Raw genomic sequence first — 22,377 nt, forward strand, 5'->3', positions numbered from 1 at the left:
CCCCATCCCGCCGGGTTCAAAAAGTGAAACCCCCGCCGGATTCTCTCCGACGGGGGACAAATTGTTGAACCGGATTCCGACACTCACAAAATGGGCGTGAGCTGAACCTTCGCCCCGGCACCGCGCAGCCTGCGGATCCAGTTTTTCCTGTGCGCCTCGGTCTGCAGGTGGCTCTTGCCCCGGCGCAGGATGTAGCGCAGGTCCACCTCCACCCCCCAGAGTGGTTCAAGGTCGGGGCACCCGAGCGAAGCCGGATGCAGCACCTTGGACTGGTTGTAGTCCGAGCATTGCCGCGAGTTTTGCAGCATGTCGGAATAGATGACCATGCGCCGCACCGGCACCCGATCGCAGAACTTGTGCCACGTGGCGATGCGGTTGATGGTTTCGATTATGGGTGAAGAAGGGCTGTCCGGCCGGGATTTGACCTCCCCGGCGATTTCCGTGATCGGATCCACGAACTCCTTTTCGAACAGTTCGTGCTTCATCCGGTAGTTCTCCAGCCATTCATTGACGTTGCCCCCGGGATTAACCTCGCTCAAAAGCGGCGAAACCGTAATATCGGAATTGGCATCCACCGCGAACAGGCTCACCATCTCGCCCGACTCCATGGAATCGGGCAGCTCCTTGAGAAACGTCTCCAACTGGTCGGCGCAGTGAGAGCTCAAGGTATCTGTCTGGTCGATGAGCACCACCGTATGCTTTCGAGGCAGGACGAGCTTTGCCGCCGCACTCTCCTGCCCCTTGGGGAGCGTTTTGACCAGCCACGAACCGCCGAGGATGACCCCGAGCGCGATGGCCATCACCAGTCCCGGCAGGACCTTGTCCCTGAGCAGGTTCTGCTTTTTGAAGCCGTAACCGCTCATTACGAGGCTCCGGCGAATTCCGGTTCCTCGGAGCTCTCACCGCCACCATGCCGGGCTTCCGTCTCCACCTGTTTGAAGAAATCGTTCATTTCCTCGGTTATTTCGGGTTCGCGGCTCTGCAGGATCTCCACCACTTCGTCCACTTCATTGCCGTACTGCGTCACCCAGTCCTCGCATGACTCGATCTCGAGCTTGAGGCGCTCCATATCGCAGTCTACGTTCATGTCCTCCCACGGCAGAGAGGGCAGCTCGTTGAAGTATTCGGGCGGGGGCGTATCGCGCGCCTTGCGGTTCCTGTCCCTGTACAAAGTGATCAGGTGGCGCATCCCCGCCTCGAGCGCTTCAGCGTAGTTCTTGAAACTGTCCCTTTCCGAGCTGCACAGATCCTCGAGGGATGCGGTCTTCTCCACCGAGGCGCGGGCCCCTCTGACGCTCGCGTCCAGTTCGTCCACCACGGTGCGCACCAGCTTGATGCAACGGTTGCGGATGTCGTTCTGCGCATTGTTCAGTTCTTCGCGGGCCTGTTCGCGGGCGCGATGGATCCTGCCGTAAAGGGGGTAGGGATCGTCCCAGGTGTATCCCTTCCACCCGGCCAGACCGGAGAAGATCAGCCCGACGATGAACAGGGCGAAGGACTTGATGTCCAGAAAGATGGACAACGGGCTGTCGATGATGTTCTGCAACGCCGAGGAGATGGCCTGCGACACCTCGGGCGTGCCCACCAGCCGGTAGTGCGCGAAGATGAAGTTGAAGAGAATGACAAAGACGAGGCAGAACCCGAGCAGGCTGCGCATGAATCCCTTGACGGCATCGGACTTCTTGAACCCGGACCAGCGCCCCGGAACGAGGCCGGTGAAGAAACCGAAGAAGATGTTCGCCAGAGAGATGAAGATGGCCTCGGCCCAGCCGCCGATAATGCCGTAGACGTTGGTCTTGGCGAGCATGTTGGCGTTGAGCGCCGACTCGACCACCAGCATGACGCTCAACAGGGCCACAATCCAGAAGCGGTTCTCGGGATAGTGGGCCTGCTTGCTGATACGATGCTCCTCGCGGAAATCCTCGAGGTCCGCCTCCGTGGCGTCGCGCTTGCGGTACAGCTCCTTGAGGCCCGCCTGCGCCTCGTCCTTCAGGTTCTTGATGTCGTTGTCGAGCCGCTTCATGATGCGCGAAGAGCTGACCCGCTCCTCCCCCGGCTTGCCGAGCAGCTCCCGCCTGCGCTCGGACAGGCGCGAATCGACATCGCCGCGTTCATCGCGCAGTGCCTGAAGACACCGGTTGTAGACATCCTGCTCAACAGCCGAAAGATCGCGCTGCCCGGTTACGGGAATCTCCCGCCTGCCGTCGAAGCCCGCTTCCTCGCGGATTTTCTTCCGCGCTTCCTCGGAGCCAAGCTCCTCAAGAATGTTCCCTCTCTTTCCATTCGTACTCATGCGGCCCTCCATCGCGTTTTCGATAACGAATGGAGAAACCTTACTCAGGATTTTATATAAAAATCAAGTAGCAGTTTTCCTATTTTCTATAGCTCGGCCGAATCGAGCATAATGGTCACCGGGCCCCAGTTGGTGAAATCGAGAAACATTTCCTCGCCGAACACACCGGTCTCCACCCTGCCGGGCGCGACGGCTCGCACATCGGCCACAAACCGCTCGAACAGCCTGTCTGCCAGCTCCGGCGGGCAGGCCCCGGCAAAGGAAGGACGGCGCCCCTTGCGGCAGTCGGCATACAGCGTGAATTGCGAAACCAGCATCAGGTCGCCCTGCACATCTGCAAGGCTCAGGTTGAACTTGCCGGCATCGTCCGTGAAGATGCGCAGGTTGATCAGCTTGTCTATAATCTTCTTCCAGACCGGGCTGCCGGAGATGGCTTCCCCGTCTTCGCGACCAAACCCGACCAACACCATCAGCCCCTTGCCGATCTCCCCGACCGCGTCGCCGCCCACTGTCACCGTCGCGTCCGTAACGCGCTGAACCACGAGCCGCATCTATTCCTCCCGATAGGTCGCCTTTGAGGACTCCTTCTCGGAGACCGAGACGGAGGCCAGCCGAACGTGCTCCGGCAGACGCGGCGCGAGCTGCTTGAAAATGTGCATGGCGATGTTTTCCGAGGACGGGTTCAGGTCCCGGAAGGCCTCAAGCTCATTGAGATGGCGATGGTCCAGCTCCGCGAGCACATCGTCGGTGAGATTCTTGAGCTGCTTGAAGTCCATGAGGTACTGCACCTTCTCATCCAGCCGCTCGCCCTCGACGCTGACCTCCACGCCGAAGTTGTGGCCGTGCATGCGCTCGCACTTGCCGCCGTAGTTCCTGAGCTGATGAGAGGAGGAAAAATCCCGCGTCACGCTCAGGGTCCAGATGCCTTTGCCCATTGGCCTACTCCTCGTATTCGTCCCGCAGGCGCAGGTCGCCCTGCACCAGCTTTTCGGGATATTTGCGTTCGTTTGCCTCGCACTTGGCCAGCGCGGCCTCGGCGAGATCTATGTCCAGTTCATCCGCCATGCGCACCAGATAGAGCAGCACGTCGGCCATCTCGGCGGCGACCCGCTCGCGCTTCTCCGGATGCGGGTCCCGGCTGGCTTCGCCGTCCAGCCACTGCAGCTCGGCTGCCAGCTCCCCGGCTTCGCCGCAAAGGGCCATGGCCAGATTCTTGGGCGTCTGGAACTCCTGCCAGCCGCGCCGCTCCACGAATTCCCGCATGGCGCGGGTTATGTCTTTGAGTGAATCGTCTTTCATGCAGGCGGATATTGGGCGCGCCGCGGGGGTTTGTCAAACGCCGGGTGCGCCCAGTTTCCTTTTCTGCGGGCGTTTGATAAAAGAACTCCATGGAATCCTCAATGCTTCTGGTTCTGGTCGGTATTTTCTGGACCACGGTGGAGGTGCTCGGCATCTGGACGGCCATTCGGGCCGTGCGCGATACCCGCACTTCTCAGGGCGCCATTGCCTGGGCATTGTTTCTGGTCACCACTCCGCTTCTGGCCGTTCCGCTCTACTGGGTGTTCGGGCGCAGCAAATTCAACGGCTACGTGGAGGCCATGCGCGCGGCCCGCGAAGACTACATGGTCATGACCGAGGGCGTGGACCGGATGCCCAGCCTGCCCTGCCCGGCGAACCGTGAGGACTCCGATCAGGCACGCTGCGTCTTCGAGCAGATCGCCACCATCCCCTACATGGGCGGAAACGAACTGGAGCTGCTCGTGGACGGCAGCCCGACGTTCGGCGCCATCTTCGAAGCCGTCGAACAGGCGGAGCACTATGTGCTGGTCCAATTCTTCATCGTCCACGACGACGGCCTCGGCGGACGCATGAAGGAACTGCTCTGCCGAAAGGCCAGAGAAGGCGTTCTGGTCCGCTTTCTCTACGACGAGGTAGGCTGCCACGCCACGCCAAGGGAGTACTGGGACGAGCTGCGCCGCGCCGGAGTGCGCGTGCACCCCTTCATGACCACCCGGGGCCGGGGCAACCGCTTCCAGCTCAATTTCCGCAATCACCGCAAGATCGTGGTGGTGGACGGCCATACGGCCTTTGTGGGCGGGCATAACGTGGGGGACGAATACATCGGGATGCAACCCTCCATCGGCCGCTGGCGGGACACGCATCTGCGCTGCTCCGGACCCGCGGTGCTCGGCGTGGAGCTGAGTTTCGCCAAGGACTGGTACTGGGCCACAGGCAAGGTTTTGCATCTCACGTGGGAGCCGCCCGAAAGGCGCGGGGATGCCGAGGTGCTGGCGGTCGGCACCAGCCCGGCGGACGACTGGGAGTCGTGTTCGCTCATGTTCGTGCGGGCCATCAACGCGGCCCAGAAGCGCATCTGGATCGCCAGCCCGTACTTCGTGCCGGACTCGGCGGTCTCCAAGGCGCTTCAGCTCGCGGCGCTGCGCGGCGTGGACGTGCGGCTGCTCATCCCTCGCAAGCCCGACCACAAGATCGTCTGGCTGGCGGGCTTCGCCGCCCTCAAGGAGCTGCACATGGACAACATCCGCGTCTACCGCTACCGGGACGGCTTCCTGCACCAGAAGGTATTTCTGTGCGATGACTGGCTGGCCGGAGTCGGCACGGCCAATCTGGACAACCGCTCCTTCCGCCTGAACTTCGAGATAACCATGCTGGTGGAGGACAAGAGTTTCTGCGCGGACGTGGAGTCCATGTTCCGCAAGGATTTCGAGAACTGCGTCGAAACCGGCCCCGCCGAGTACGATCACACGCACACCGTTTTCAAAATCCTTGTCAAAGTGGCGCGCCTGCTTTCGCCGATCCTTTAACCCTACAGCGAGGGAAGCATCCCCGCGACCCACGTCAGCAGCGGCACCAGCAACAGCGACGGCAGCAGGTTCGCGATGCGGATATCCTTGATTTCCAGAAGGATGATGCCGATGCCTGCGATGAGCAGTCCGCCGGTTGCCGAGAGCTGATCGATGATCAGCGGCGAAAGATAACTCTCCACGTATCCGGCCCCGATGGTGATCCCGCCCTGATACAGCAGCACCGGAATGGCCGAGAAGAGCACGCCGGAGCCGAAGGACGAGGCGAGGGCAATGCTGGCGAATCCGTCAAGGATGGACTTGGTGTAGAGCACCGTCGGATTGTCGCGGATGCCCTCCTCGATGGAGCCGACGATGGCGAGCGCACCGATGCAGAAGATGAGCGATGCCGAAACGAGTCCCTCCGTAAACTTGGGATTGGCCGACCCAATGCGCTTCTTGACGGCGTTTCCGAGACGCTCGAACAGCGTATCGAGCCGCACGAGCTCACCGATGATGCCGCCGAGCAGGATGCTGAACAGCACGACCAGAATGTTCTGCGCCTTGAAGGCCATCTGGAACCCGATAAGCAGCACGCAGAGGCCGAGCCCCTGAAAGACGATGGTCCTGATGCGCTCGGGGAACCTGCTGTGCAGCATGCATCCTATGAGCGAACCAACAACTATGGCCGCGGCATTGACGACTGATCCGACTGGTATCATTTCACTCTCCTTGCAGGACGCATGGCTATCACCAAGCCGCGCGAGAGACAAGCTTATTGACATTTGAACCGGGGCTCGCCTATGAATACCCACCAATCCATGCCGGGGTGGCGGAATTGGTAGACGCAGCGGACTCAAAATCCGCCGGGCTTCGGCCCTTGAGAGTTCGAGTCTCTCCCTCGGTACCAGAGATAATATGAGCCCTTGGAATCACATAAGTGACCGGGGGCTTTCTCTTTTCCACGACAGAACCGTTTGCGCCGGACTGTACACCGAATGAATGGTGTGCGAGCTCTCCATTGCCCAGCACGCGAAAGGGTGGGACATTGCCCACTCATCCTGTGGTCTGGGATTATAGCATCCGGCAACACGGCAAGGTCCTGTCGCATTTCCATCATTCCCACTTCGTGCTATGCAGGGAGTACCTGAATCGGTCAGGATAGAGGTCAGGAAGGCGTTCCTCTCTAGCCATCGGAGATATCATGGACAACAAGGTCACCCTTTACGCCCTGAGTACCTGCATCCATTGCAGAAAAACAAAGGAACTGCTTGAAGAGCTCCTCGGCCCCGACGGGTTCGACTGTATCTATACGGACCGGCTTTCGGGCGATGAACGAAATGACACGCTTCGCGAACTGCGCCGCATCAATCCGGAAGTTTCCTTTCCCACAACGGTCAGCGGTGATGACCATGTCGTCGGATTCAAGCAGGACAGAATCCGCGAGCTGCTAGACGGCTCCTGACCAAAGACGCGACCTCATCGGTGGCCAGCTCTCTGGTCATGGCTCCACGGATCAGACGAAGCCCCCGTCTTCTTCGGCCAGCACGGCCCGCCCGGACCGGCTCGGCTTGCATCACCCCGCTGCCGAGCGTGCCGACGATCCCGCGGTCGCTTCGGATTGCCTTTTTCGCACCGCGGTCGCGAGGGTCGACCCTGAGCTTTCCACCGCAGTCGCCAACAGGAGAGCCTCCCCGTCTCCAGCACCGCGCAACCAGAGGAAACAAAACCCTTTATCTAACAGCTCCGAGATTCATGAAAACACCGCTTCCCCGAGCCGGGAATCGCCGGTGTCCTGTCGTCTTTCAACCGGATCGCCAAGCCGAGCGCGCCGATCTTCAAGGCCTCGTTCACAACGGGGATCCCCTTCAGCGCTTCAATGATGCGAAACCTGACCCCGAACCGCTCGACGCTGACGAACAGATGGAGCAGCCCCTCCTTGATTCCGGCGGAGAAGTCATCCACCTCCGGCAACCCGTAGAGCGCCTCGTTGAGGTCCTCGAGCCGAAGAGCGCCCGTTCCGAAATCAAGTCCGCCGCCGATTCGCCGGATATCCGGGTCGAGCCTGCGCATGGGGCTTCCGCATCGGCACCGGCCGGGCATGATCCTCGCCATGTCCCCGGTGCGGTAGCGGATGAGCGGCATCCCCTCTGTCTGCAACGTGGTCACGACCATCTCTCCACACTCTCCGTCGGGCAGCAGTTGCCCGCCATCAGGGTCGACGATCTCGACCAGCACGTCGGCTTCGCGCAGGTGCAGGCCGCTCCCGGGCGCACATTCGACAGCGCCCCCCAGTCCGGTCTCGACCATGCCCCAATGCCGGAACACACGGCTGCCCATGGCCTCCGCAACATTCTCGACCACGGCGCGCGGCGTCACATCCCAGCACAGCAGGACGGCCCCGATCATGTCATTCGGCAGGCCACGCCGCTTCCATTCCCGGGCGACCATGTTCACGTGGGCCGACTGCCCTATGAGACAGGTCGCGCCCTCGGCCAGCAGATGGTCCACCGCCGTCCCCGAATCCCGCATCTCCCCGTGGAGGACACACCGGGCGCCCAGCGACTCGATCGCATCTGTCAGCAGATGGCCGACGCCACCGGGGCGGCCGGGTGGCATGAGCACAAATGCCTTGCCCTCCGGTCCAACGAGATTCGACATCCCGCTGGCGAAATATTCCTTCGTAGCCTCAAGGTCTTCACGGGAACAGAATACACGCTTCGGCCTGCCCGTCGTGCCCGAGCTTTTTACCGTCACGACGCATTCAAGAGCGTTCTGCGAAACGCAAAGCAACCGCTGCGGATTCTCCCTGAGCTGCTCCGAGGCAAGCATGGGCAGACGCGCGAATTCCTCGAACGATCCGACCCCGGCCCTCCCCTCGGTCCTCAGATGAGCATCATAAAACGGGCTGTTCTCCCGTGCGTGCCTGAGCAGGCGGTTCAGCCGCTCAAGCTGCCACTGCCGCAGCTGCTCCTGCGTCGGCGGAGCCGTCGGGTCGGCCCAGCCCATTCGCCGAACAAGCCATTGGTCAAGGACAGGTACCGTCATGGCATTTCCCCCGGTAGAGGGTTTCACCGTAAATGAACGTCAGGCAGCAGGCGCTGAAGGGACTCAGCCGCCTGCCTTGATCGACTACGCGGAAGCCACGCCCCTTGCCGGCCGAGTGCATCATTCTCAAGCCTCTGTCGTTCATGGTCTAACGTCCTCTCACGGCTAATCATGAGATAGTCTTCGAACCCATCGCGGACCACGCAGCCACACGGATAGGTCGACGCCGAAGCGGGATGCGAGGCAAGTCCGCTCTCCCTGCGGACCGCCCGCCTCCCCTGCCTGCGGACCTGAAGGAGCACGTTGTGAATACCAGCCTCGAGGGTGCGCCGCTCATCTCGACCGAAGCGAAGATTGAAAGAGCTCCCCATGGGCCTCGCCCGGGCCGGGACGGGAGCTCGGCAACACCTTCAGCAGAGGACCGTCGAGCTCCCATGAGTCCACAACGCCGCATTCCGCCATGAGCGCGAGGGCCTTGGCCAGCAATCCCGGGAAGATATAGCGGGACCGGTTGCTCGCTCCGCACAGCCGATGCAGGCTGGTCAGCTCTGCCCTGAACCCGCCACGAAAAATGGTGCTCGCCCCGTGCAGCCACTTGGCCAGACCGCATCGCTTGAGGTCGGCACGGGTTTCCAGAGTCATTTCGCGATACCGTGCGCAGTGCAACGCGTTCACCACACCCCTGTTAACTTCGATCCGACAGTGCTCCCGGCTCCGGTCGAGAAAGACCCGCTCGACAAGGCGAACCATGCCGCGGCGGCCTGCCTCCACGATGATCAGCGCCCCGGTGTGAAGCCGAAAGAGGCTGGAATAGACTCTATCCCTGTTGTCCTCATAGTTGCGAAGGCGCATGTCGCGAAGCAGCTTTCCGGGATCCACGTGGATTCTCCCGGTGCATTCCGGGAAAGCGGCGGTCCGCATCGCGCAGTGAAGAAGGACATCCAGGTCCCATTGATCCAGCGCCTCGCCGGTAAAGACTGTTTTCCTGTCCTTTGCCAGACCGATCAGGCGTTTATCCCGCACGAATTTTGACTTGCCCATGTAGCCTGCCGCAAAAAGGTCCGACAGCAGAAAGAGACTCAACTCCTGACGGCGAGGCGCGCTTCGGAGCTTCGGCGCTCCGAGGGGGCCGGACTCGCCGACAACGCATGGGGGGAGCGGAACGCTCGCCCCGTTGGCGCTGCCCTTATTTGACGAGTCGAACATCCTGTCCTCCGGGTAATCCGTTACAGGGCCATTCTCAGCCTTCCGTCTCCAGCAGCCTGAGCTGGATGGTGCCCGAAGTCGGCGGCAGGGCGGCCGCAAGTCCTCTTGGCGACGCCAGCCTCTCGCTGTTGACGCAGACCTCGTCCAGCTCCGCGAAAAACGAGTCCGGGCGCCGGAACATCAGGGATCGGAAACGCTCCATGGGAAACCGGACCCCATGCCGAAGGAAATCCCGCGCCAGATCTCTGGCGAGCAGGTTGAACAGCTTGACGGTCACGAGGCATCGTCTTCCTTCCTCTTCCTCGCCGTTTTGCGCTTCATCCTCATGGCTGATCGAATGTCGCATCTTGGCGAAAAAGCCCTGCTTGCGCATGGCGGCCCCCACCAGCCCCGGCATGGCCGCCGACAGGGCCAGCCTGTCGTTTTCATGCAGTGTGGCCGTGTCGACATCGTCCACGGACTTGCCGTTGAGAAAAATAGTCTGAATTTTCTTTTCCGTATAATCCCCGCACAGTTCCAGCTGGATGCACAGGAACTCACGGATGCTGCAGCCGGGGACGCAGGACACCTGAAATCCCTCCTGCAAAACGAGCTCGAACATCTGCGGCCTTGCGGTCCTGAACTCCACAAGCGTCACGCCCTTTCCCATGTCTCCCTGTCGTTGGTCATCCATATCCGCCGCCATCCTCGTTGCTTCGTTCCGGGAGCAGTCCCCGTCCCGGATGCGGGGCATCCGGGACGGGGAGGGTCAGAGGTTGTCAGAAGGCGTGAACGTTATCCAACTCCTCGGCGGGAACATCGAAAACCACGCCGTGAGGCTTCAGGGGTTCCCGTGAGAAGTAAGAAGGCAGTCTGTCGTGCTCCTTGGTGAAACCGGCCGCCGCGTTGAACTCGCGCTCCATGGTGAGGATGGCCTTGCCCAGCTCGACGACGCTCTCGCCGGTGAGGTCGGTTCCGAGCATGCCGTTGATGGTCTCCACCATGGCGTCGAAGGTCTCCTGCTGATCCAGAATCGCGAAGGCCACAAAGAGGCAGAAACCGGTGGAGTCCAACGCGGCCGTGGCGATCTGCAGATTGCGGGAGATGTCGGCCTGCCCTTCGTGGGAAAGGGGGTCTATGTCTCCGCCGACCTTCAGGATGTTGGGAGCGACGGCATACCCTGCGGTATGGTCGGCGCCCTGCGTGGAGGTGGCATACGTGACGCCGATGCCCTTGACCGCGCGCGGATCGTAGGCGGGCATGGCCTGCCCCTTGACCACGGGCGCGCGTTCGATGCCGAAGCAGCGGGCCGTAGTGGCGGCACCGGCACCGAGAATCCGGCCGAGCGGCGTGCCCTTTCCGGCCTCTTCCACCAGACGGACGGCGCCCTCGGCGTCACCGAATTTGATGACCCCGGCATCCATGGCCACACCGATGGTGACCCCCATTTCGATGGTGTCGAACCCGTAGTTGTCATCCATGAAGTCGAGCTTGGCGACGGCATCGAGGTCCTTGATGCCGCAGTTTCCACCATGGGCCCAGACGGTCTCGTATTCGGGCTGCTTGGTCACGAAGTTGCCGTCCTTGTCATAGAAGGTGCCGGAACACTGGATTCCGCAGCCGCGATGGCACCCGTGCGTGGAGGATCCTGCGCCGCCGCGCTCGTCCTCGAGGGTCGCCTGCGTCTCTCCGCTGAGGTCTGCGGCCCCTTCGTAGCGGCCCTCCTTGAAATTGTAGGTGGGGTACCCGCCCGCTTCGTTCAGGACGTTGGTCAGCACGTTGGTGCCGTAGGTCGGCAGCCCCTGACCGGTGACGCCGTGCTGCTTGAGCCCTTCGACGAAGGTGCGGTTGGCGGCCTTGAACTTTTCCGGATCGACCGGCTTGCGGATCTTGGTTCCGCCGGGGTCGACGACTATCGCCTTGACGCCCTTGGAGCCCATGACCGCGCCGACGCCGCCGCGACCCGCGTGACGGGTGGGACGAAATTCGGGATCGGTCACCGCGATGGTGGAGTTGGACATCCTCATCTCGCCGGCGGGACCGATGGAGATGACGGCGACGCCGTCCCCGTGGACGTCCTTGAGCTTGTCGCACAGGTCGTAGTTGGGGAGCATGGCGAGGCTGTTGTCAGTCTCCAGCGTCACGCCGTCGGTGTTGATGGTGATCTTGTACAAGTCGGAGCCGGTGTGCTCCCCTTCGATGACAATGGCGGCGATGCCGAGCCGGCCGAGGTACTGAGCGGCCTGCCCGCCGGCATTGGCTTCCTTGATGCCGCCGGTGAGCGGGCTCTTGCAGCCCACCGAGAGGCGGCCGGATGTGCTGGCGGCCGAGCCGGACACCAGACCGGGAGCGATAACGAGCTTGTTCTCCGGGCCGAGGGGGTGGCAGGTCGGCGGCACTTCGCCGCAGACAATGGCCGAGGTGAGCGCACGCCCGCCGAAGCCCGCGTACTGCCCGAGCGTCTCTTCCGTGACCGTGGGACCGCCGTCGGCCCCGACATTGATTCTGATCACTTTGTCCATCTGATCCTCCTGATAGGTTATCGAATGCCGGTCGCCGCACGGGAATCCGCCGTACAAATTCGCTGGATATACAACGGGGCGCGCCAACCGCCCTTACGACACTTACGTTTTCATTTTCGCACTCATTCTGCTGAGTTCCCTGAGATGCCTGCGCTCTTCCTCGTAGCACTGCTGGACGACGTACTTCTCCGAAGCGGGCACCAGCTCCATCATCTCCATGAAGAAGAGCATGGTGTCCTTCTCGAAGCTCATGGCCATCTTGAGGACGTCCGCCTCGCTGTCGGCCCGCTCCATGAACTTCCTGCCCAGGTCACCGAACAGCATGTGCGACTCGATGAGCGCCTCGAGGTACTGCATGTACTCTTCCTGCGTCGCCCAGGCGGGCATCTCCACCCTGCCGAGCCGGTCCAGCATGCTGCGGAACACTTCCTCGTGTTTGGTCTCTTCGTCGGCGAGATGCGTGAATATGTCCCTGATCTCGCTGCTCTTGGCCTTCTGTGCGGCCAGCATGTAGAATTCCCGACCTTTCTTCTCGATCTCTATGGCGACGTTCGCTATTTCATTCGCTCTGAAAAAATGAGCCATTTCATACCCCGTTATGCTGACCTGAGTTGTTGTCGTTCAAGCAGAGCCGCCTTTGGTACGGCCGCTGCCTTCGCCGGTTTCCGCTACAGTTCGTTGGGCAGCGCCTTCAGCTGCTCGTAGGTATAGACCGGACCGTCCACGCAGACGTAGCTGCCGCCGATGTTGCAACGCCCGCAGATTCCCACGCCGCATTTCATCCTTTTCTCCAGAGTGGTGATTATCTGGTCGTCCTTGAAGCCGAGCTTTTGCAACGCCTGAAGGGTGAACTTGATCATGATGGGAGGGCCGCACGTGATGGCGACCGTATTCTTGGGAGAAGGCTCCATCTCCAAAAGCACGTTGGGAATGAGCCCCACCGAATGTTCCCACCCTTCCGCTTCGGAATCGATGGTCAGCACGGTCTTCATGTCGTCTCGCTCGAGCCACTCGGGCAGCTCGTACTGAAAGGCCATGTCCTGCGGAGACCTGGCACCGTACAGCACGGAGATATCACCGTAGTCATCGCGGTTGTCGAGCATGTAGAGCAGCAGCGTTCTCAAGGGGGCCATGCCGATGCCGCCGCCGACGAAAACTACGTCCTTGCCCTTGAGCTCCTCGTACGGGAACCAGTTGCCCAGCGGAGCACGGACGCCGATCTCGTCACCTGCTGACAGGGCGTGCAGTTTGGCGGTGACCTCTCCCGCCCGCATGACGCTGAACTGCAGGTAGTCCATGCGGGTCGGCGGGGAGTTGATGACAAAGGTCGACTCGCCGGTCCCGAAAACGGAAAGCTGGCCCACCTGTCCGGGCTGGAAGGTGAAATTCTTCATCGCCTCTTCATTGTTGAGGACCACGCGGAACGTCTTGATGGTGGGCGTCTCCTGAATGGTCTCGGTAATGGTGGCCACTGCGGGGAGATATGGATTCGGCGCTTGTGTCATTGTCATTCCCTGTGAATGTTAGCCTTCCGGTTGCGGAACCGGGGTGGCGATGGCGTTCAGCACGATGGCCCTGATATCCACGGAAGCCGGACAGCTCTTGATGCAGCGACCGCAGCCGCAGCAGGCGACGTTGCCGCCGTGCAGCGACGGGTAGTAGCTGAACTTGTGTCCGACCCTGTTCTTGAGGCGGTGCGCCTTTGTCGGCCTGGGGTTGTGCCCGCTGGCCTCCATCGTGAACAGGCTGGACATGCAGTTGTCCCACGTCCGCAGCCTCACCCCTTCATGGCCGAACTGTTCGTCCGTGATGTTGAAGCAGTAACAGGTGGGACAGAGATATGTGCAGGTGCCGCAGCTGATGCATTTTGCGGACTGGGCTTCCCAGAACTCGGCATCATCGAAATGCGCCAGCAGCCGTTCCTGTGCGGCGGAAAGCTCGGGCGGCTCTCCCATGGCTTCCTCCGCAGCGCGCCTGACCGCCTCCGCGTTCTCGCTCTGTGCCTCGGAGGCCTCGGGGAGCCCTCCCAGCAGTTTCCCGCCCCTGTCTGTCAGGGGGGCAAGCACGTAGCCGCCTTCGACGGGGGTCATCAGGACATCGGAACCGCCGGTTGCGGCAGGCCCGCCGCCGACCCAGTTGCAAAAGCAGGTAGTGGCGGGCTTCTCGCAGACCAGGCTCACGAACAGCGTCTGCTCCCGCCGATGGAGATAGTTGAGGTCCTTGACGCGCTCGGAGTCGTACACGCGGTCAAAGGTGAAAAAGCCGGAGGCATCGCAGGGACGCCCGCCCACCACTACCGTGGGCGCGCCCCCCATCTTTTCGGTCACCTCGACTTCCACGCGACCGGGGGTTTCGGGGTCCTTGTTGTATTCAAAGGTGAGCAGGGCCTCGCACTGCGGAAAGACGGCCTCCTTGGGAGATTTGGTCGGACGGACATCGAGCGCCACGGGCCGGGACTCCTCGAAGGGTTGGAAGACGACGGCATCGCCCTCCCGCCTCGGCACAAGGGTGCGGTACTGCTCCGACACCGATGCCAGCCAGGAACCGAGTTCGCTTGTAGCGATGAACTTGTCAGCCATTACCAGCCTCTCTCGTTGATATTCTCTTCTTCAACCCTGAAGGAAAGCAGCGGGGGATTTCCGTCGATGAGGGTTCCGGCCTTGTAGTCGAAGAGGTCGTTGATCTCCTTGTTCATCTTTCGGCGCAGAAGCAGCAGCGGAATGGCAACGGGGCAGGCGCGCTCGCATTCGCCGCACTCGGTACAGCGACCGGCGAGGTGCATGGTGTGGATCATCTGGAACAGCCACTTGTTCTGCACCGAATCCTCCTGAGTCATCCAGTGAGGGTCACGGCTCTGGGCCACGCAGTGGTCCCGGCAGACACACAGGGGACAGGCGTTGCGACAGGCGTAGCAGCGCACGCAGCGGTCCATGACGTTGAGCCAGTGATTCATCTTGTCCTCTTCCGGCTTCGTCTCGAAGGCTTCCACGTCGGCGTAGTCGTCTTCGGCCTGCCCGGTAACGGGCTCGCCGATGAAGACGTCCGAGAGGAGCGCGCTGTGATACTGGCAGCGCCCGCATTTCTCGGCGGCCACTTCCGTCAGCCCGAAGGAGTGCCTTTCCCCGTTGCTTGTGACGGTGAGAGAGTCTTCGGACAGTTCGACATTCTCCACGTAGTCGAGCGTGCCGAGCCGGCGGGCTATCTCCCTGACCGAGACCACACCGGTGCACGGCAACCCGAACACGGTGACGTCCTCTCTATTGATGAGCTTTTCCTGAAGCAGCTGGATGACGGAACGGCTGTCGCACCCCTTGACCACCACCCCGACCTTTCTGCCCTTGAGCCCGGTCAGATAGGTCGCGAGATTGTGCACGCACAGCGGATTCCAGATCAGCCGGTCCACGTCCTCCGGCCGGCGCATGAACAGCGGCGCGGCGCGCAGGGAATCAAAGCCCTGCTCCCAGCCGATGACCACATCCAGCTCGGGCAGCTTGTCCTTGATCTGTTGTTTCAACTCTTCCAAATGCTGCATTGATTCACTCCGTAAAGAACCGGTTACACGGCCCTTGCGGCCAGAGCCTTGGCCTGAGCCAGCATGCTCTCGTCGATTCGGGGGGCGGGGCCGAGTTCGTGGATGCGTTCCGTGAACTTCGTGACCACGGTCTTCCACTTCTGCCCTTCGGAAGCGGAGACCCAGGTGTATTCAAAGCGACGCTCGTCGATGCCGAGGATGGGCAGGAACCGCTTCAGGATCTCCAGTCGGCGACGGGCGTAGAAGTTGCCTTCGCTGTAGTGGCAGTCGCGGGGGTGACAGCCGGAGACCAGCACGCCGTCGGCGCCGCTGACCAGACTCTTCATCACGAACAGCGGATCGATGCGTCCGGAGCAGGGGACCCTGATGATGCGCAGGTCCGTGGGCTGCTGAAAACGTCCGACACCGGCCGTGTCCGCGCCGCCGTAGGAGCACCAGTTACAGAGAAAGCCGACTATTCGTAATTCTGCTGCATCGACTGCTGACATAAGGCGTTGACCTCCGCGAGGATCTGATTGTCGGTGAAATGCTGCAACTGGATGGCGCCCTGCGGGCAGGTGGAGGTGCAGATGCCGCACCCCTGGCAAATGGTTTCGATGACGTTGGCCTTGGGCTGCCCGCGGAAATCGATTTCCTCAATGGCGCCGAAGGGGCAGGTCTCGATGCACTTGCCACATCCGATGCACCGCTTGATGTCCACTTCCGATATCTGGGGATCGCTCTCAAGCTGGTCTCTGGAAAAGAGCGACAGCACCTTGGCCGCGGCGGCGCTGCCCTGCCCCACCGAGGACGGGATGTCCTTGGGACCCTGACACGCTCCGGCAAGGTAGACCCCGGCGGTGTTGGTTTCCACGGGCCGGAGCTTGGGATGGCTCTCCATGTAGAAGCCGAAGGAGTCGTAGGAGATGCGGAGCTTCTCGGCCAGCTGGGGAGCTCCCTCGGCAGCTTCGGCGCCCACGGCAAGGACCACGAGGTCCGCTTCGACCTCGACGGCGCCGCCCATGAGGGTGTCCGCCCCGCGAACCACGTAACGGTCGCCTTTGGGATAGACCATGGAGACGCGGCCTCGGATGTACTTGGTCTCGTATTCCTCGATGGCGCGGCGGGTGAACTCGTCGTACTGCTTCCCCGGAGCCCGGATATCCATATAGAAGACGTAGGATTGCGACTCGGGCAGGTGGTCCTTGGTAAGGATGGCCTGCTTTGCCGTGTACATGCAGCAGAAGCCGGAGCAGTACGGGCGCCCGACGCTCTTGTCTCTGGAGCCGACACACTGAATGAAGACGACGTTTCGGGGTTCCTTTCCGTCAGAGGGACGTTTGATGTGGCCACCGGTGGGACCTGACGCCGAGAGCAACCGTTCGTATTGAAGTGAGGTTATTACGTCGGTATATCGGCCGCCCCCGTACTCTCCATAGCGAGTGTAATCGAACAGATCGTAACCGGTAGCCACAACAACTGCGCCCACGGATTCGACAGTCGTCTCATCCGTTTGCTCAAACCGAATGGCCTGAGTGGGACAAATTTTTTCGCAGACACCGCACTTGCCCTTGGTGAGCTTGATGCAGGAGTCCGCACTGATCGACGCCTTTTTCGGGATCGCCTGCGGGAACGGGATGTTGATCGCCGTGGTGGTCCCGACCCCTTCGTTGAAGATGTCGTGCGTCTTCTTGCTGGGACACTTCTCCATGCACAGCCCGCAGCCGGTACAGGCCTCCCAGTCCACGTATGCGGCCTTTCGGTTCAAATCCACCGTGAAGTTGCCCACATACCCGCTGACGCCCACCACCTCGGTGCTGGCGTAAAGCGTAATGTTCGGATGCTGGGAGACATCCACCATCTTGGGTCCCAGAATGCAGCTGGAACAGTCGATGGTGGGAAACGTCTTGTCCAGCTTGGACATCTTGCCCCCGATGGACGACGTCTTCTCCACCAGAATGACTTCCAGCCCGCCGTCGGCACAGTCGAGGGCGGCCTGTATTCCGGCGACGCCGCCGCCAATGATCATGACGCGCTTGTTGATGTCGAACTTCTTGGGGGTGAGATTCCTGTTGCGGCTCAGCTTCGCGGCGGCCATGGAGACAAGGTCGACGGCCTTGCGGGTGTTGGCCTCCGTGTCCTTGCCGATCCAGGATACGTGCTCGCGGATATTGGCCATCTCGAACATGTACCGGTTGAGACCTGCCCGCTCCACGGCCCTGCGGAAGGTGGGTTCATGCATCCTCGGGGTGCACGAGGCCACGACGACGCCATCCAGCCCGTGTTCCCCGATGGCTTCGATGATGCCCTCCTGCCCCGGCTCGGAGCAGGCGTACATGGTGTCGCTGGCATAGGCCACGTCGGGCATCTTCTGCGCTTCGGCGGCCACTGTCGCGACATCCACGGTACCGGCGATATTGCTGCCGCAATGGCAGACGAAAACACCTATCTTCATGCTACTGCTGCTCCTTGAGGTTCCGCTCTTCAGGATGCCGACCGGCGCACTTCATCCATTTTCCGAAACGCCTCGGACGGAGAGACGATCAGCTTGTCCAGCATCAGGCTCTCCTCTCCCATTCCCAGAGCCTTGCCGATGAGCTGGGTGTAGTAGAACACCGGCATCCGATGCTTGGCTTTGTGGGCCGAGTTGATCTGCTTCTGCCTGAGGTCGAGGTTCATCTGGCACAGGGGGCAGGCAGTGACCATCGCGTGGGCACTGACGTCCTCGGCGAGATCGAGAAGTTTCCCCGAGAGCTTCATGACCATGTCTTTGCGGGCCACACCGAAGGAGGCGCCGCAGCACTCGACCTTCAAGGGGAAAGGCGCGACGTCCGCACCCAGCGCCGTCATGAGTTCGTCCATGGCGACCGGGTTTTCACAGTCGTCGAAGTCCATGACCTCGGGCGGACGATTCATGATGCAACCGTAGTACGGCGCAAGGCGCAGTCCGGCGAGAGGCTCGGTCACTTTCTCCGCAATGGCTGCCGGACCGATTGTTTCGGAAAGGACCTGAAGGACCGACATGATTGGAAGTCGGTTCTCCACGGGGCCGTCCAGCAGCCGCTCGACCCTTGCCTTGAACGCTTCGTCCTTCATGCGGTGACCGGCCGTCTTGAGGTTGGTCAGACAGCTGGGGCACGGAGTGATGATGCCGTCCACGTCCAGACTTTCGGCCTGAAAGATGTTTCGTGCGGACAGTGCGCAGGACAGGGCGTGGTCCACGGTGTGGGCCGGAGTGGATCCGCAGCAGCTCCAATCCGGGACATCCACCAGCTCGATGCCCAGCTCCCGGCAGACGGCACGGGTGGAACGGTCGTACTCCATCGAGGTGCCCAGCCCGGAGCAGCCGGGATAATATGCGTAGGTGCCACTCACGACTCACGCTCCTCATTGTAGCGTTTGAAGATCTTCGCAACGCTCTCCCTGCCGACGATGGGATGCGGCTTGAAGCTCAGCTTTCCCTTGGGGAGCATGTCCCTGCCCAGATCCGCGTCGGTCAGGACACGGCCGGTCTTTGCAATGTATCTGGCGACCAGCCCCATCTCGAAGACGCGGCCGTGCTTCTCCACGGAGTCGAGGAAGCTGTCCCAGAACGTCTTGACCTCTCGCTCGGGGGCATAGCCCGCCCTGCGCGCCATGTGCCGCAGCACGTCCATGATGCGCGCCACGTCGATGCTGTTGGGGCAGCGGGTGGTGCAGGACTCGCAGGTGGCACACAGCCACAGCGATCGACAGGAGAGTATCGTTTCCTTCTGCCCGGCCTGCAGGAGCCGCATGATCTGGCTGACAGGATAGTCGTAAAAGGAGGAATACGGGCAGCCTGCCGTGCAGTTCCCGCATTGATAACAGAGGCTTGCCTTCTGTTCGCTTTCCTTCTCCACTTCGGCGATGAACATCTCGTCGCAGGAGTCTTTGAGAGATACTGTCTTCATAGAACTGTCCGCATCGTTGAAGGTGAACATCCCTGTCATGAAACACATGCCGGACCTGCGCGCTTCCGGCCGTGCCGCCCGGCCGCGGCCCGGGGAAGGGTGAGGCTTCCCCGGGCCGTGCTCGGCTTTACAGGGCTGCGGTGTAGATGGCGGTGACGTCCTCGTCCGTGGGGCAGCGCGGGTTGGTGAAACCGCACGCGTCCTTCTGGGCGTTGGCGGTCATGATCGCGATGTCTTCGGCCTTGACGTCCTTGCCGTAACGCTTGCCGAGTTCGATCAGGCCGGAGGGGATGCCGACGTCGCAGGAAAGCTGCTTGATGGCATCGAGAGCCAGTTCGGCACCGGCGCGCGGGGACAGGCCTTCAACATTTTCGCCCATGATCTCGGCCATCTTGACGAAGCGATCGACCTTGGCGATGAGGTTGAACTGCTCGACGTGGGGCAGGAGGATGGCATTGCATTCGCCGTGCGGGAGGTCGTAGAAGCCGCCCAGCTGGTGAGCCATGGCGTGGACATGCCCCAGAGAGGCGTTGTTGAAGGCCATGCCTGCGAGATACTGGGCAAAGCACATGCCTTCGCGGGCTTCGATGTCCTGGCCGTTGGCGACGGCGGCGCGAAGATGCTTGAAGATAAGCTCGATGGCCTTTTCGGCGCAGGCGTCGGTCATGGGGGTGGCGATGGTGGAGACGTAAGCTTCCACGGCGTGGGTCAGGGCGTCCATGCCGGTCGCGGCGGTCAGCGCGGGGGGCATGCCGACCATCAGCAGCGGGTCGTCAAGAGCGATGCCGGGGGTGACGCGCCAGTCCACGATGGCCATCTTAACCTTGCGGGAAAGATCGGTGATGATGCAGAAGCGGGTCATTTCGGAGGCGGTACCGGCGGTGGTGTTCACCGCAACATAAGGCGGCATCGGGTTGGAGGACTTGTCCACGCCTTCGTAGTCGTGAATGGTGCCGCCGTTGGAGACGACCAGACCGATGCCCTTGCCGCAGTCATGCGAGGAGCCGCCACCCAGAGTGATCAGGCTGTCGCACTTGCCCTTCTTGTAGACTTCCACGCCTTCTGCAACGTTGGCGTCGGTCGGGTTGGGGATGGTCTTGTCGTAGACTTCGTACTGGACTTTGGCGCCGTCGAGGATGTCGGTGATCTGCTTCAGGATGCCGGTGGCGACGATACCGGGGTCGGTAACGATCAGGGGCTTCTTGCCGCCGAGGGCCTGAATCTTCTCGGGGATTTCCTTCGAAGCACCGATGCCGATGAGGGTCACACTGGGAATGAAAAATCCGTTCACCTGTTCACGTACTGCCATGGCACGACTCCTTAAGCTTTCTCAGTCACAATTGACTATTGGAATGAACGTAACTGCCCCCTCCTTAGGCAACCGCCGTGCCAAACAGCAAAGAGACGCTATTCCAGCTAGTTGCAATAAAATCTTCAATTTTCTAAACCCAAAAAGGCACCCCTCCTGACTCCTAGAGACACACGGCGTACCCGCTGGCGGCCATCTCTCCAAAAAAGCACAACAATATTAGCAATTTACCATCTGTATCATTTTGATACACGATATCAGGCAATTGTGTCACTTTCGCCCATATGCCCGAGTGGGCATACTAAGACAAACCACTTTTTTTGTTTTGGCAAACGTTTCATCCAAAACAAAAAAGCGCCGCCTTGTGTGGCGACGCTGTTCATGCGCTTTCGGCATCCGTCCGATCGGAAAATACCGATCCGGGTTATCCATCCAGACCGTATTTCTCAATCTTGCGATAAAGCGTTTTCCTTCCGATGCCGAGGACCTCGGCGGCCTTCTGCTTGTTCCCCTCATAGATGGAAAGGACCCGGGCTATGTGATCGAGCTCCATGGCCTCAAGAGACATCGGGCGAGCGTCGGTGCAGCCGCACCCGTTCTCCAAAAGCTCCTTGGGAAGGCAGTTTTCGGTAATGGCCCGGCCGTCCGACAGGATGAGCGCCCGTTCGAGGACATTGCGCAGTTCACGCACGTTCCCCGGCCAGTCGTAGCTCAACAGCCGCTGCAGGGTCTTCTCCGGCAACGAAACAGGCGTGCGGCCCTTGGTCAGGAGGGAGAGGAAGTGCTCGACGAGCAGCGGCAGGTCCTCCTTGCGCTCTTTGAGTTTCGGAATGTGTATCTGAAATACATTGATGCGATGAAACAGGGCCTCGTTGAACGTCCCCTCCTCGACGGCCTTGGCGAGATCGCGGTTGGTGGCGAACAGAAACCTGACGTCGGCCCTGCGCTCCTTGTTTTCCCCCATGCGCCGATACGTCTTCGTCTCCAGCAGACGCAGCAGGGATGCCTGAACGTCTTCGGGCAGGTCGCCGATCTCATCGAGAAACAGGGTTCCCTTGTGAGCGACCGAGATCAGCCCTTCATGGGCCTCAGAAGCTCCGGTGAACGCCCCCTTCTTGTGACCGAACAGCTCGGAGCGGACCATCTCGCGGTGAAGCATGGCGCAGTTCTTCACGATGAGCGGCTGCGCCGACCGCCTGCACCGGCTGTGGATCGCCCGTGCGACCACGTCCTTACCGGCCCCGCTCTCACCCGTGATCAGGACCGGGACCTCGGAATCGGTGAGTTTGTCTATGAGGAACTTGATCTCCTGAATGGGGGCGGACCGGCCGATAAGGTTGTACCAGCCGACCCTCGCGTCCTGCGTGTGTCTGAGTCCCCGGTTCTCCCGCTGCAGGCAGACCCGCTGGTATGCGCGCTCGATGACGACCTCCAGCCTGTCCAGCTTGAAAGGCTTGGTGATGTAGTCGCCGACTCCCATCCGCATCGCCTCGACAGCGTTGTCGATGTCGCCGTGTCCGGTGATGAGGATGATCTCGACATCCTGAATCGCCATCTTGAACTCGGAAAACAGGTCGAGACCGTTGGCGTCCGGCAGCCGGATATCAAGAATGATGACATCATACTGCTGTTTCCCGATGAGCTGACGGGCGGTCCGGGCGTCCTCCGCCGTATGAACCACCCGCTCTCCGCTGCCGAGCTCGTTTTCCAGAAGTTTTCGTATGCTTTGCTCGTCATCCACGACGAGCACGTAATATGGAGCCTGCATTCAGT

Annotated in this window: 22 protein-coding genes and 1 tRNA gene; 3 read left to right on the top strand and 20 right to left on the bottom strand. The window is 61.2% G+C overall.

Annotated features, from left to right (window positions below):
• Nucleotides 1-83: 83 nt before the first annotated feature.
• The 5 genes from BR24_RS04790 to BR24_RS04810 form a co-directional block, all read right to left on the bottom strand.
• Nucleotides 84-863, bottom strand: coding sequence for a hypothetical protein (locus BR24_RS04790; RefSeq protein WP_496540368.1), 780 nt, complete (start codon nucleotides 861-863; stop codon nucleotides 84-86).
• The gene (locus tag BR24_RS04795; protein ID WP_496540369.1) at nucleotides 863-2,293 is read right to left on the bottom strand and encodes a hypothetical protein; all 1,431 of its coding nucleotides are present in this window, start codon (nucleotides 2,291-2,293) and stop codon (nucleotides 863-865) included. Before BR24_RS04795 ends, BR24_RS04790 begins: the two co-directional genes overlap by 1 nt.
• 86 nt (nucleotides 2,294-2,379) lie before the next feature.
• Nucleotides 2,380-2,844, bottom strand: a complete 465-nt coding sequence (gene dtd / locus BR24_RS04800; protein WP_496540370.1) for a D-aminoacyl-tRNA deacylase — start codon at nucleotides 2,842-2,844, stop codon at nucleotides 2,380-2,382.
• Nucleotides 2,845-3,228, bottom strand: a complete 384-nt coding sequence (queD, locus tag BR24_RS04805; RefSeq protein ID WP_496540371.1) for a 6-carboxytetrahydropterin synthase QueD — start codon at nucleotides 3,226-3,228, stop codon at nucleotides 2,845-2,847.
• Nucleotides 3,229-3,232: 4 nt separating this feature from the next.
• Entirely contained in the window at nucleotides 3,233-3,592 is a 360-nt protein-coding gene (locus BR24_RS04810) for a nucleotide pyrophosphohydrolase (protein WP_496540372.1), read from the bottom strand.
• A gap of 89 nt (nucleotides 3,593-3,681) precedes the next feature.
• Here BR24_RS04810 and cls point away from each other — a divergent pair, with 89 nt between their 5' ends.
• Nucleotides 3,682-5,118: a cardiolipin synthase gene (cls, locus tag BR24_RS04815; protein WP_496540373.1), complete on the top strand. Its 1,437-nt coding sequence runs from the start codon at nucleotides 3,682-3,684 to the stop codon at nucleotides 5,116-5,118.
• A gap of 2 nt (nucleotides 5,119-5,120) precedes the next feature.
• Here cls and BR24_RS04820 read toward each other — a convergent pair whose 3' ends face one another.
• A complete protein-coding gene (locus BR24_RS04820) occupies nucleotides 5,121-5,819 on the bottom strand; it encodes a DUF554 domain-containing protein (RefSeq protein ID WP_496540374.1) in 699 nt (232 codons plus the stop codon).
• A gap of 101 nt (nucleotides 5,820-5,920) precedes the next feature.
• On the opposite strand from BR24_RS04820, the gene BR24_RS04825 reads away from it, so the two are divergent.
• Both BR24_RS04825 and BR24_RS04830 read left to right on the top strand, forming a co-directional pair.
• A tRNA-Leu gene (locus BR24_RS04825) sits at nucleotides 5,921-6,007 on the top strand.
• A 294-nt stretch (nucleotides 6,008-6,301) separates the two neighbouring features.
• Complete coding sequence (locus BR24_RS04830; protein WP_496540375.1) at nucleotides 6,302-6,562, top strand: glutaredoxin family protein; 261 nt, start codon at nucleotides 6,302-6,304, stop codon at nucleotides 6,560-6,562.
• Between the two features lie 272 nt (nucleotides 6,563-6,834).
• Here BR24_RS04830 and BR24_RS04835 read toward each other — a convergent pair whose 3' ends face one another.
• The 14 genes from BR24_RS04835 to BR24_RS04900 all read right to left on the bottom strand — a co-directional run bounded on the left by BR24_RS04835 (nucleotide 6,835) and on the right by BR24_RS04900 (nucleotide 22,372).
• Nucleotides 6,835-8,145, bottom strand: a complete 1,311-nt coding sequence (locus tag BR24_RS04835) for a DVU_1553 family AMP-dependent CoA ligase (protein ID WP_496540376.1) — start codon at nucleotides 8,143-8,145, stop codon at nucleotides 6,835-6,837.
• 333 nt (nucleotides 8,146-8,478) lie between these two features.
• Nucleotides 8,479-9,351, bottom strand: coding sequence for a hypothetical protein (locus tag BR24_RS04840; RefSeq protein ID WP_496540377.1), 873 nt, complete (start codon nucleotides 9,349-9,351; stop codon nucleotides 8,479-8,481).
• 34 nt (nucleotides 9,352-9,385) lie between these two features.
• On the bottom strand, nucleotides 9,386-10,024 hold the full coding sequence (locus BR24_RS04845; RefSeq protein WP_496540378.1) for a hypothetical protein: 639 nt from the start codon (nucleotides 10,022-10,024) through the stop codon (nucleotides 9,386-9,388).
• An 85-nt stretch (nucleotides 10,025-10,109) separates the two neighbouring features.
• The gene (locus tag BR24_RS04850; protein WP_496540379.1) at nucleotides 10,110-11,852 is read right to left on the bottom strand and encodes an aldehyde ferredoxin oxidoreductase family protein; all 1,743 of its coding nucleotides are present in this window, start codon (nucleotides 11,850-11,852) and stop codon (nucleotides 10,110-10,112) included.
• A gap of 102 nt (nucleotides 11,853-11,954) precedes the next feature.
• A complete protein-coding gene (locus BR24_RS04855) occupies nucleotides 11,955-12,437 on the bottom strand; it encodes a ferritin-like domain-containing protein (RefSeq protein WP_496540380.1) in 483 nt (160 codons plus the stop codon).
• A gap of 83 nt (nucleotides 12,438-12,520) precedes the next feature.
• A complete protein-coding gene (locus BR24_RS04860; protein WP_496540381.1) occupies nucleotides 12,521-13,357 on the bottom strand; it encodes an FAD/NAD(P)-binding protein in 837 nt (278 codons plus the stop codon).
• An 18-nt stretch (nucleotides 13,358-13,375) separates the two neighbouring features.
• Nucleotides 13,376-14,431 (bottom strand): 4Fe-4S dicluster domain-containing protein, encoded by a 1,056-nt coding sequence (locus BR24_RS04865; protein ID WP_496540382.1) that lies wholly within the window; start codon nucleotides 14,429-14,431, stop codon nucleotides 13,376-13,378.
• Nucleotides 14,431-15,384, bottom strand: coding sequence for a 4Fe-4S dicluster domain-containing protein (locus BR24_RS04870; protein WP_496540383.1), 954 nt, complete (start codon nucleotides 15,382-15,384; stop codon nucleotides 14,431-14,433). The genes BR24_RS04865 and BR24_RS04870 overlap by 1 nt, the downstream gene beginning before the upstream one ends.
• Nucleotides 15,385-15,407: 23 nt before the next feature.
• Nucleotides 15,408-15,872, bottom strand: a complete 465-nt coding sequence (locus BR24_RS04875) for a hydrogenase iron-sulfur subunit (protein WP_496540384.1) — start codon at nucleotides 15,870-15,872, stop codon at nucleotides 15,408-15,410.
• Nucleotides 15,839-17,818: a 4Fe-4S binding protein gene (locus BR24_RS04880; protein WP_496540385.1), complete on the bottom strand. Its 1,980-nt coding sequence runs from the start codon at nucleotides 17,816-17,818 to the stop codon at nucleotides 15,839-15,841. Before BR24_RS04880 ends, BR24_RS04875 begins: the two co-directional genes overlap by 34 nt.
• Nucleotides 17,819-17,847: 29 nt before the next feature.
• Complete coding sequence (locus BR24_RS04885) at nucleotides 17,848-18,738, bottom strand: CoB--CoM heterodisulfide reductase iron-sulfur subunit B family protein (protein ID WP_496540386.1); 891 nt, start codon at nucleotides 18,736-18,738, stop codon at nucleotides 17,848-17,850.
• Nucleotides 18,735-19,295 (bottom strand): 4Fe-4S dicluster domain-containing protein, encoded by a 561-nt coding sequence (locus tag BR24_RS04890; protein WP_496540387.1) that lies wholly within the window; start codon nucleotides 19,293-19,295, stop codon nucleotides 18,735-18,737. The genes BR24_RS04885 and BR24_RS04890 overlap by 4 nt, the downstream gene beginning before the upstream one ends.
• A gap of 127 nt (nucleotides 19,296-19,422) precedes the next feature.
• Nucleotides 19,423-20,604: an iron-containing alcohol dehydrogenase gene (locus tag BR24_RS04895; RefSeq protein ID WP_496540388.1), complete on the bottom strand. Its 1,182-nt coding sequence runs from the start codon at nucleotides 20,602-20,604 to the stop codon at nucleotides 19,423-19,425.
• A 424-nt stretch (nucleotides 20,605-21,028) separates the two neighbouring features.
• A complete protein-coding gene (locus BR24_RS04900; RefSeq protein ID WP_496540389.1) occupies nucleotides 21,029-22,372 on the bottom strand; it encodes a sigma-54-dependent transcriptional regulator in 1,344 nt (447 codons plus the stop codon).
• Between the last annotated feature and the right edge of the window lie 5 nt (nucleotides 22,373-22,377).

The organism is Pseudodesulfovibrio halophilus DSM 5663, assembly GCF_059568665.1.

Bases quoted from the DNA above. Each gene is read 5' to 3' on its own strand.
- BR24_RS04810 (WP_496540372.1), bottom strand. From the start codon at position 3,592: ATGAAAGACGATTCACTCAAAGACATAACCCGCGCCATGCGGGAATTC.
- BR24_RS04855 (WP_496540380.1), bottom strand. From the start codon at position 12,437: ATGGCTCATTTTTTCAGAGCGAATGAAATAGCGAACGTCGCCATAGAG.
- BR24_RS04790 (WP_496540368.1), bottom strand. From the start codon at position 863: ATGAGCGGTTACGGCTTCAAAAAGCAGAACCTGCTCAGGGACAAGGTC.
- BR24_RS04835 (WP_496540376.1), bottom strand. From the start codon at position 8,145: ATGACGGTACCTGTCCTTGACCAATGGCTTGTTCGGCGAATGGGCTGG.
- BR24_RS04890 (WP_496540387.1), bottom strand. From the start codon at position 19,295: ATGAAGACAGTATCTCTCAAAGACTCCTGCGACGAGATGTTCATCGCC.
- BR24_RS04795 (WP_496540369.1), bottom strand. From the start codon at position 2,293: ATGAGTACGAATGGAAAGAGAGGGAACATTCTTGAGGAGCTTGGCTCC.
- BR24_RS04870 (WP_496540383.1), bottom strand. From the start codon at position 15,384: ATGCAGCATTTGGAAGAGTTGAAACAACAGATCAAGGACAAGCTGCCC.
- queD (WP_496540371.1), bottom strand. From the start codon at position 3,228: ATGGGCAAAGGCATCTGGACCCTGAGCGTGACGCGGGATTTTTCCTCC.
- BR24_RS04845 (WP_496540378.1), bottom strand. From the start codon at position 10,024: ATGGATGACCAACGACAGGGAGACATGGGAAAGGGCGTGACGCTTGTG.
- BR24_RS04865 (WP_496540382.1), bottom strand. From the start codon at position 14,431: ATGGCTGACAAGTTCATCGCTACAAGCGAACTCGGTTCCTGGCTGGCA.
- BR24_RS04895 (WP_496540388.1), bottom strand. From the start codon at position 20,604: ATGGCAGTACGTGAACAGGTGAACGGATTTTTCATTCCCAGTGTGACC.
- BR24_RS04830 (WP_496540375.1), top strand. From the start codon at position 6,302: ATGGACAACAAGGTCACCCTTTACGCCCTGAGTACCTGCATCCATTGC.
- BR24_RS04860 (WP_496540381.1), bottom strand. From the start codon at position 13,357: ATGACACAAGCGCCGAATCCATATCTCCCCGCAGTGGCCACCATTACC.
- dtd (WP_496540370.1), bottom strand. From the start codon at position 2,844: ATGCGGCTCGTGGTTCAGCGCGTTACGGACGCGACGGTGACAGTGGGC.
- BR24_RS04880 (WP_496540385.1), bottom strand. From the start codon at position 17,818: ATGAAGATAGGTGTTTTCGTCTGCCATTGCGGCAGCAATATCGCCGGT.
- BR24_RS04850 (WP_496540379.1), bottom strand. From the start codon at position 11,852: ATGGACAAAGTGATCAGAATCAATGTCGGGGCCGACGGCGGTCCCACG.
- BR24_RS04875 (WP_496540384.1), bottom strand. From the start codon at position 15,872: ATGTCAGCAGTCGATGCAGCAGAATTACGAATAGTCGGCTTTCTCTGT.
- cls (WP_496540373.1), top strand. From the start codon at position 3,682: ATGGAATCCTCAATGCTTCTGGTTCTGGTCGGTATTTTCTGGACCACG.
- BR24_RS04900 (WP_496540389.1), bottom strand. From the start codon at position 22,372: ATGCAGGCTCCATATTACGTGCTCGTCGTGGATGACGAGCAAAGCATA.
- BR24_RS04840 (WP_496540377.1), bottom strand. From the start codon at position 9,351: ATGTTCGACTCGTCAAATAAGGGCAGCGCCAACGGGGCGAGCGTTCCG.
- BR24_RS04820 (WP_496540374.1), bottom strand. From the start codon at position 5,819: ATGATACCAGTCGGATCAGTCGTCAATGCCGCGGCCATAGTTGTTGGT.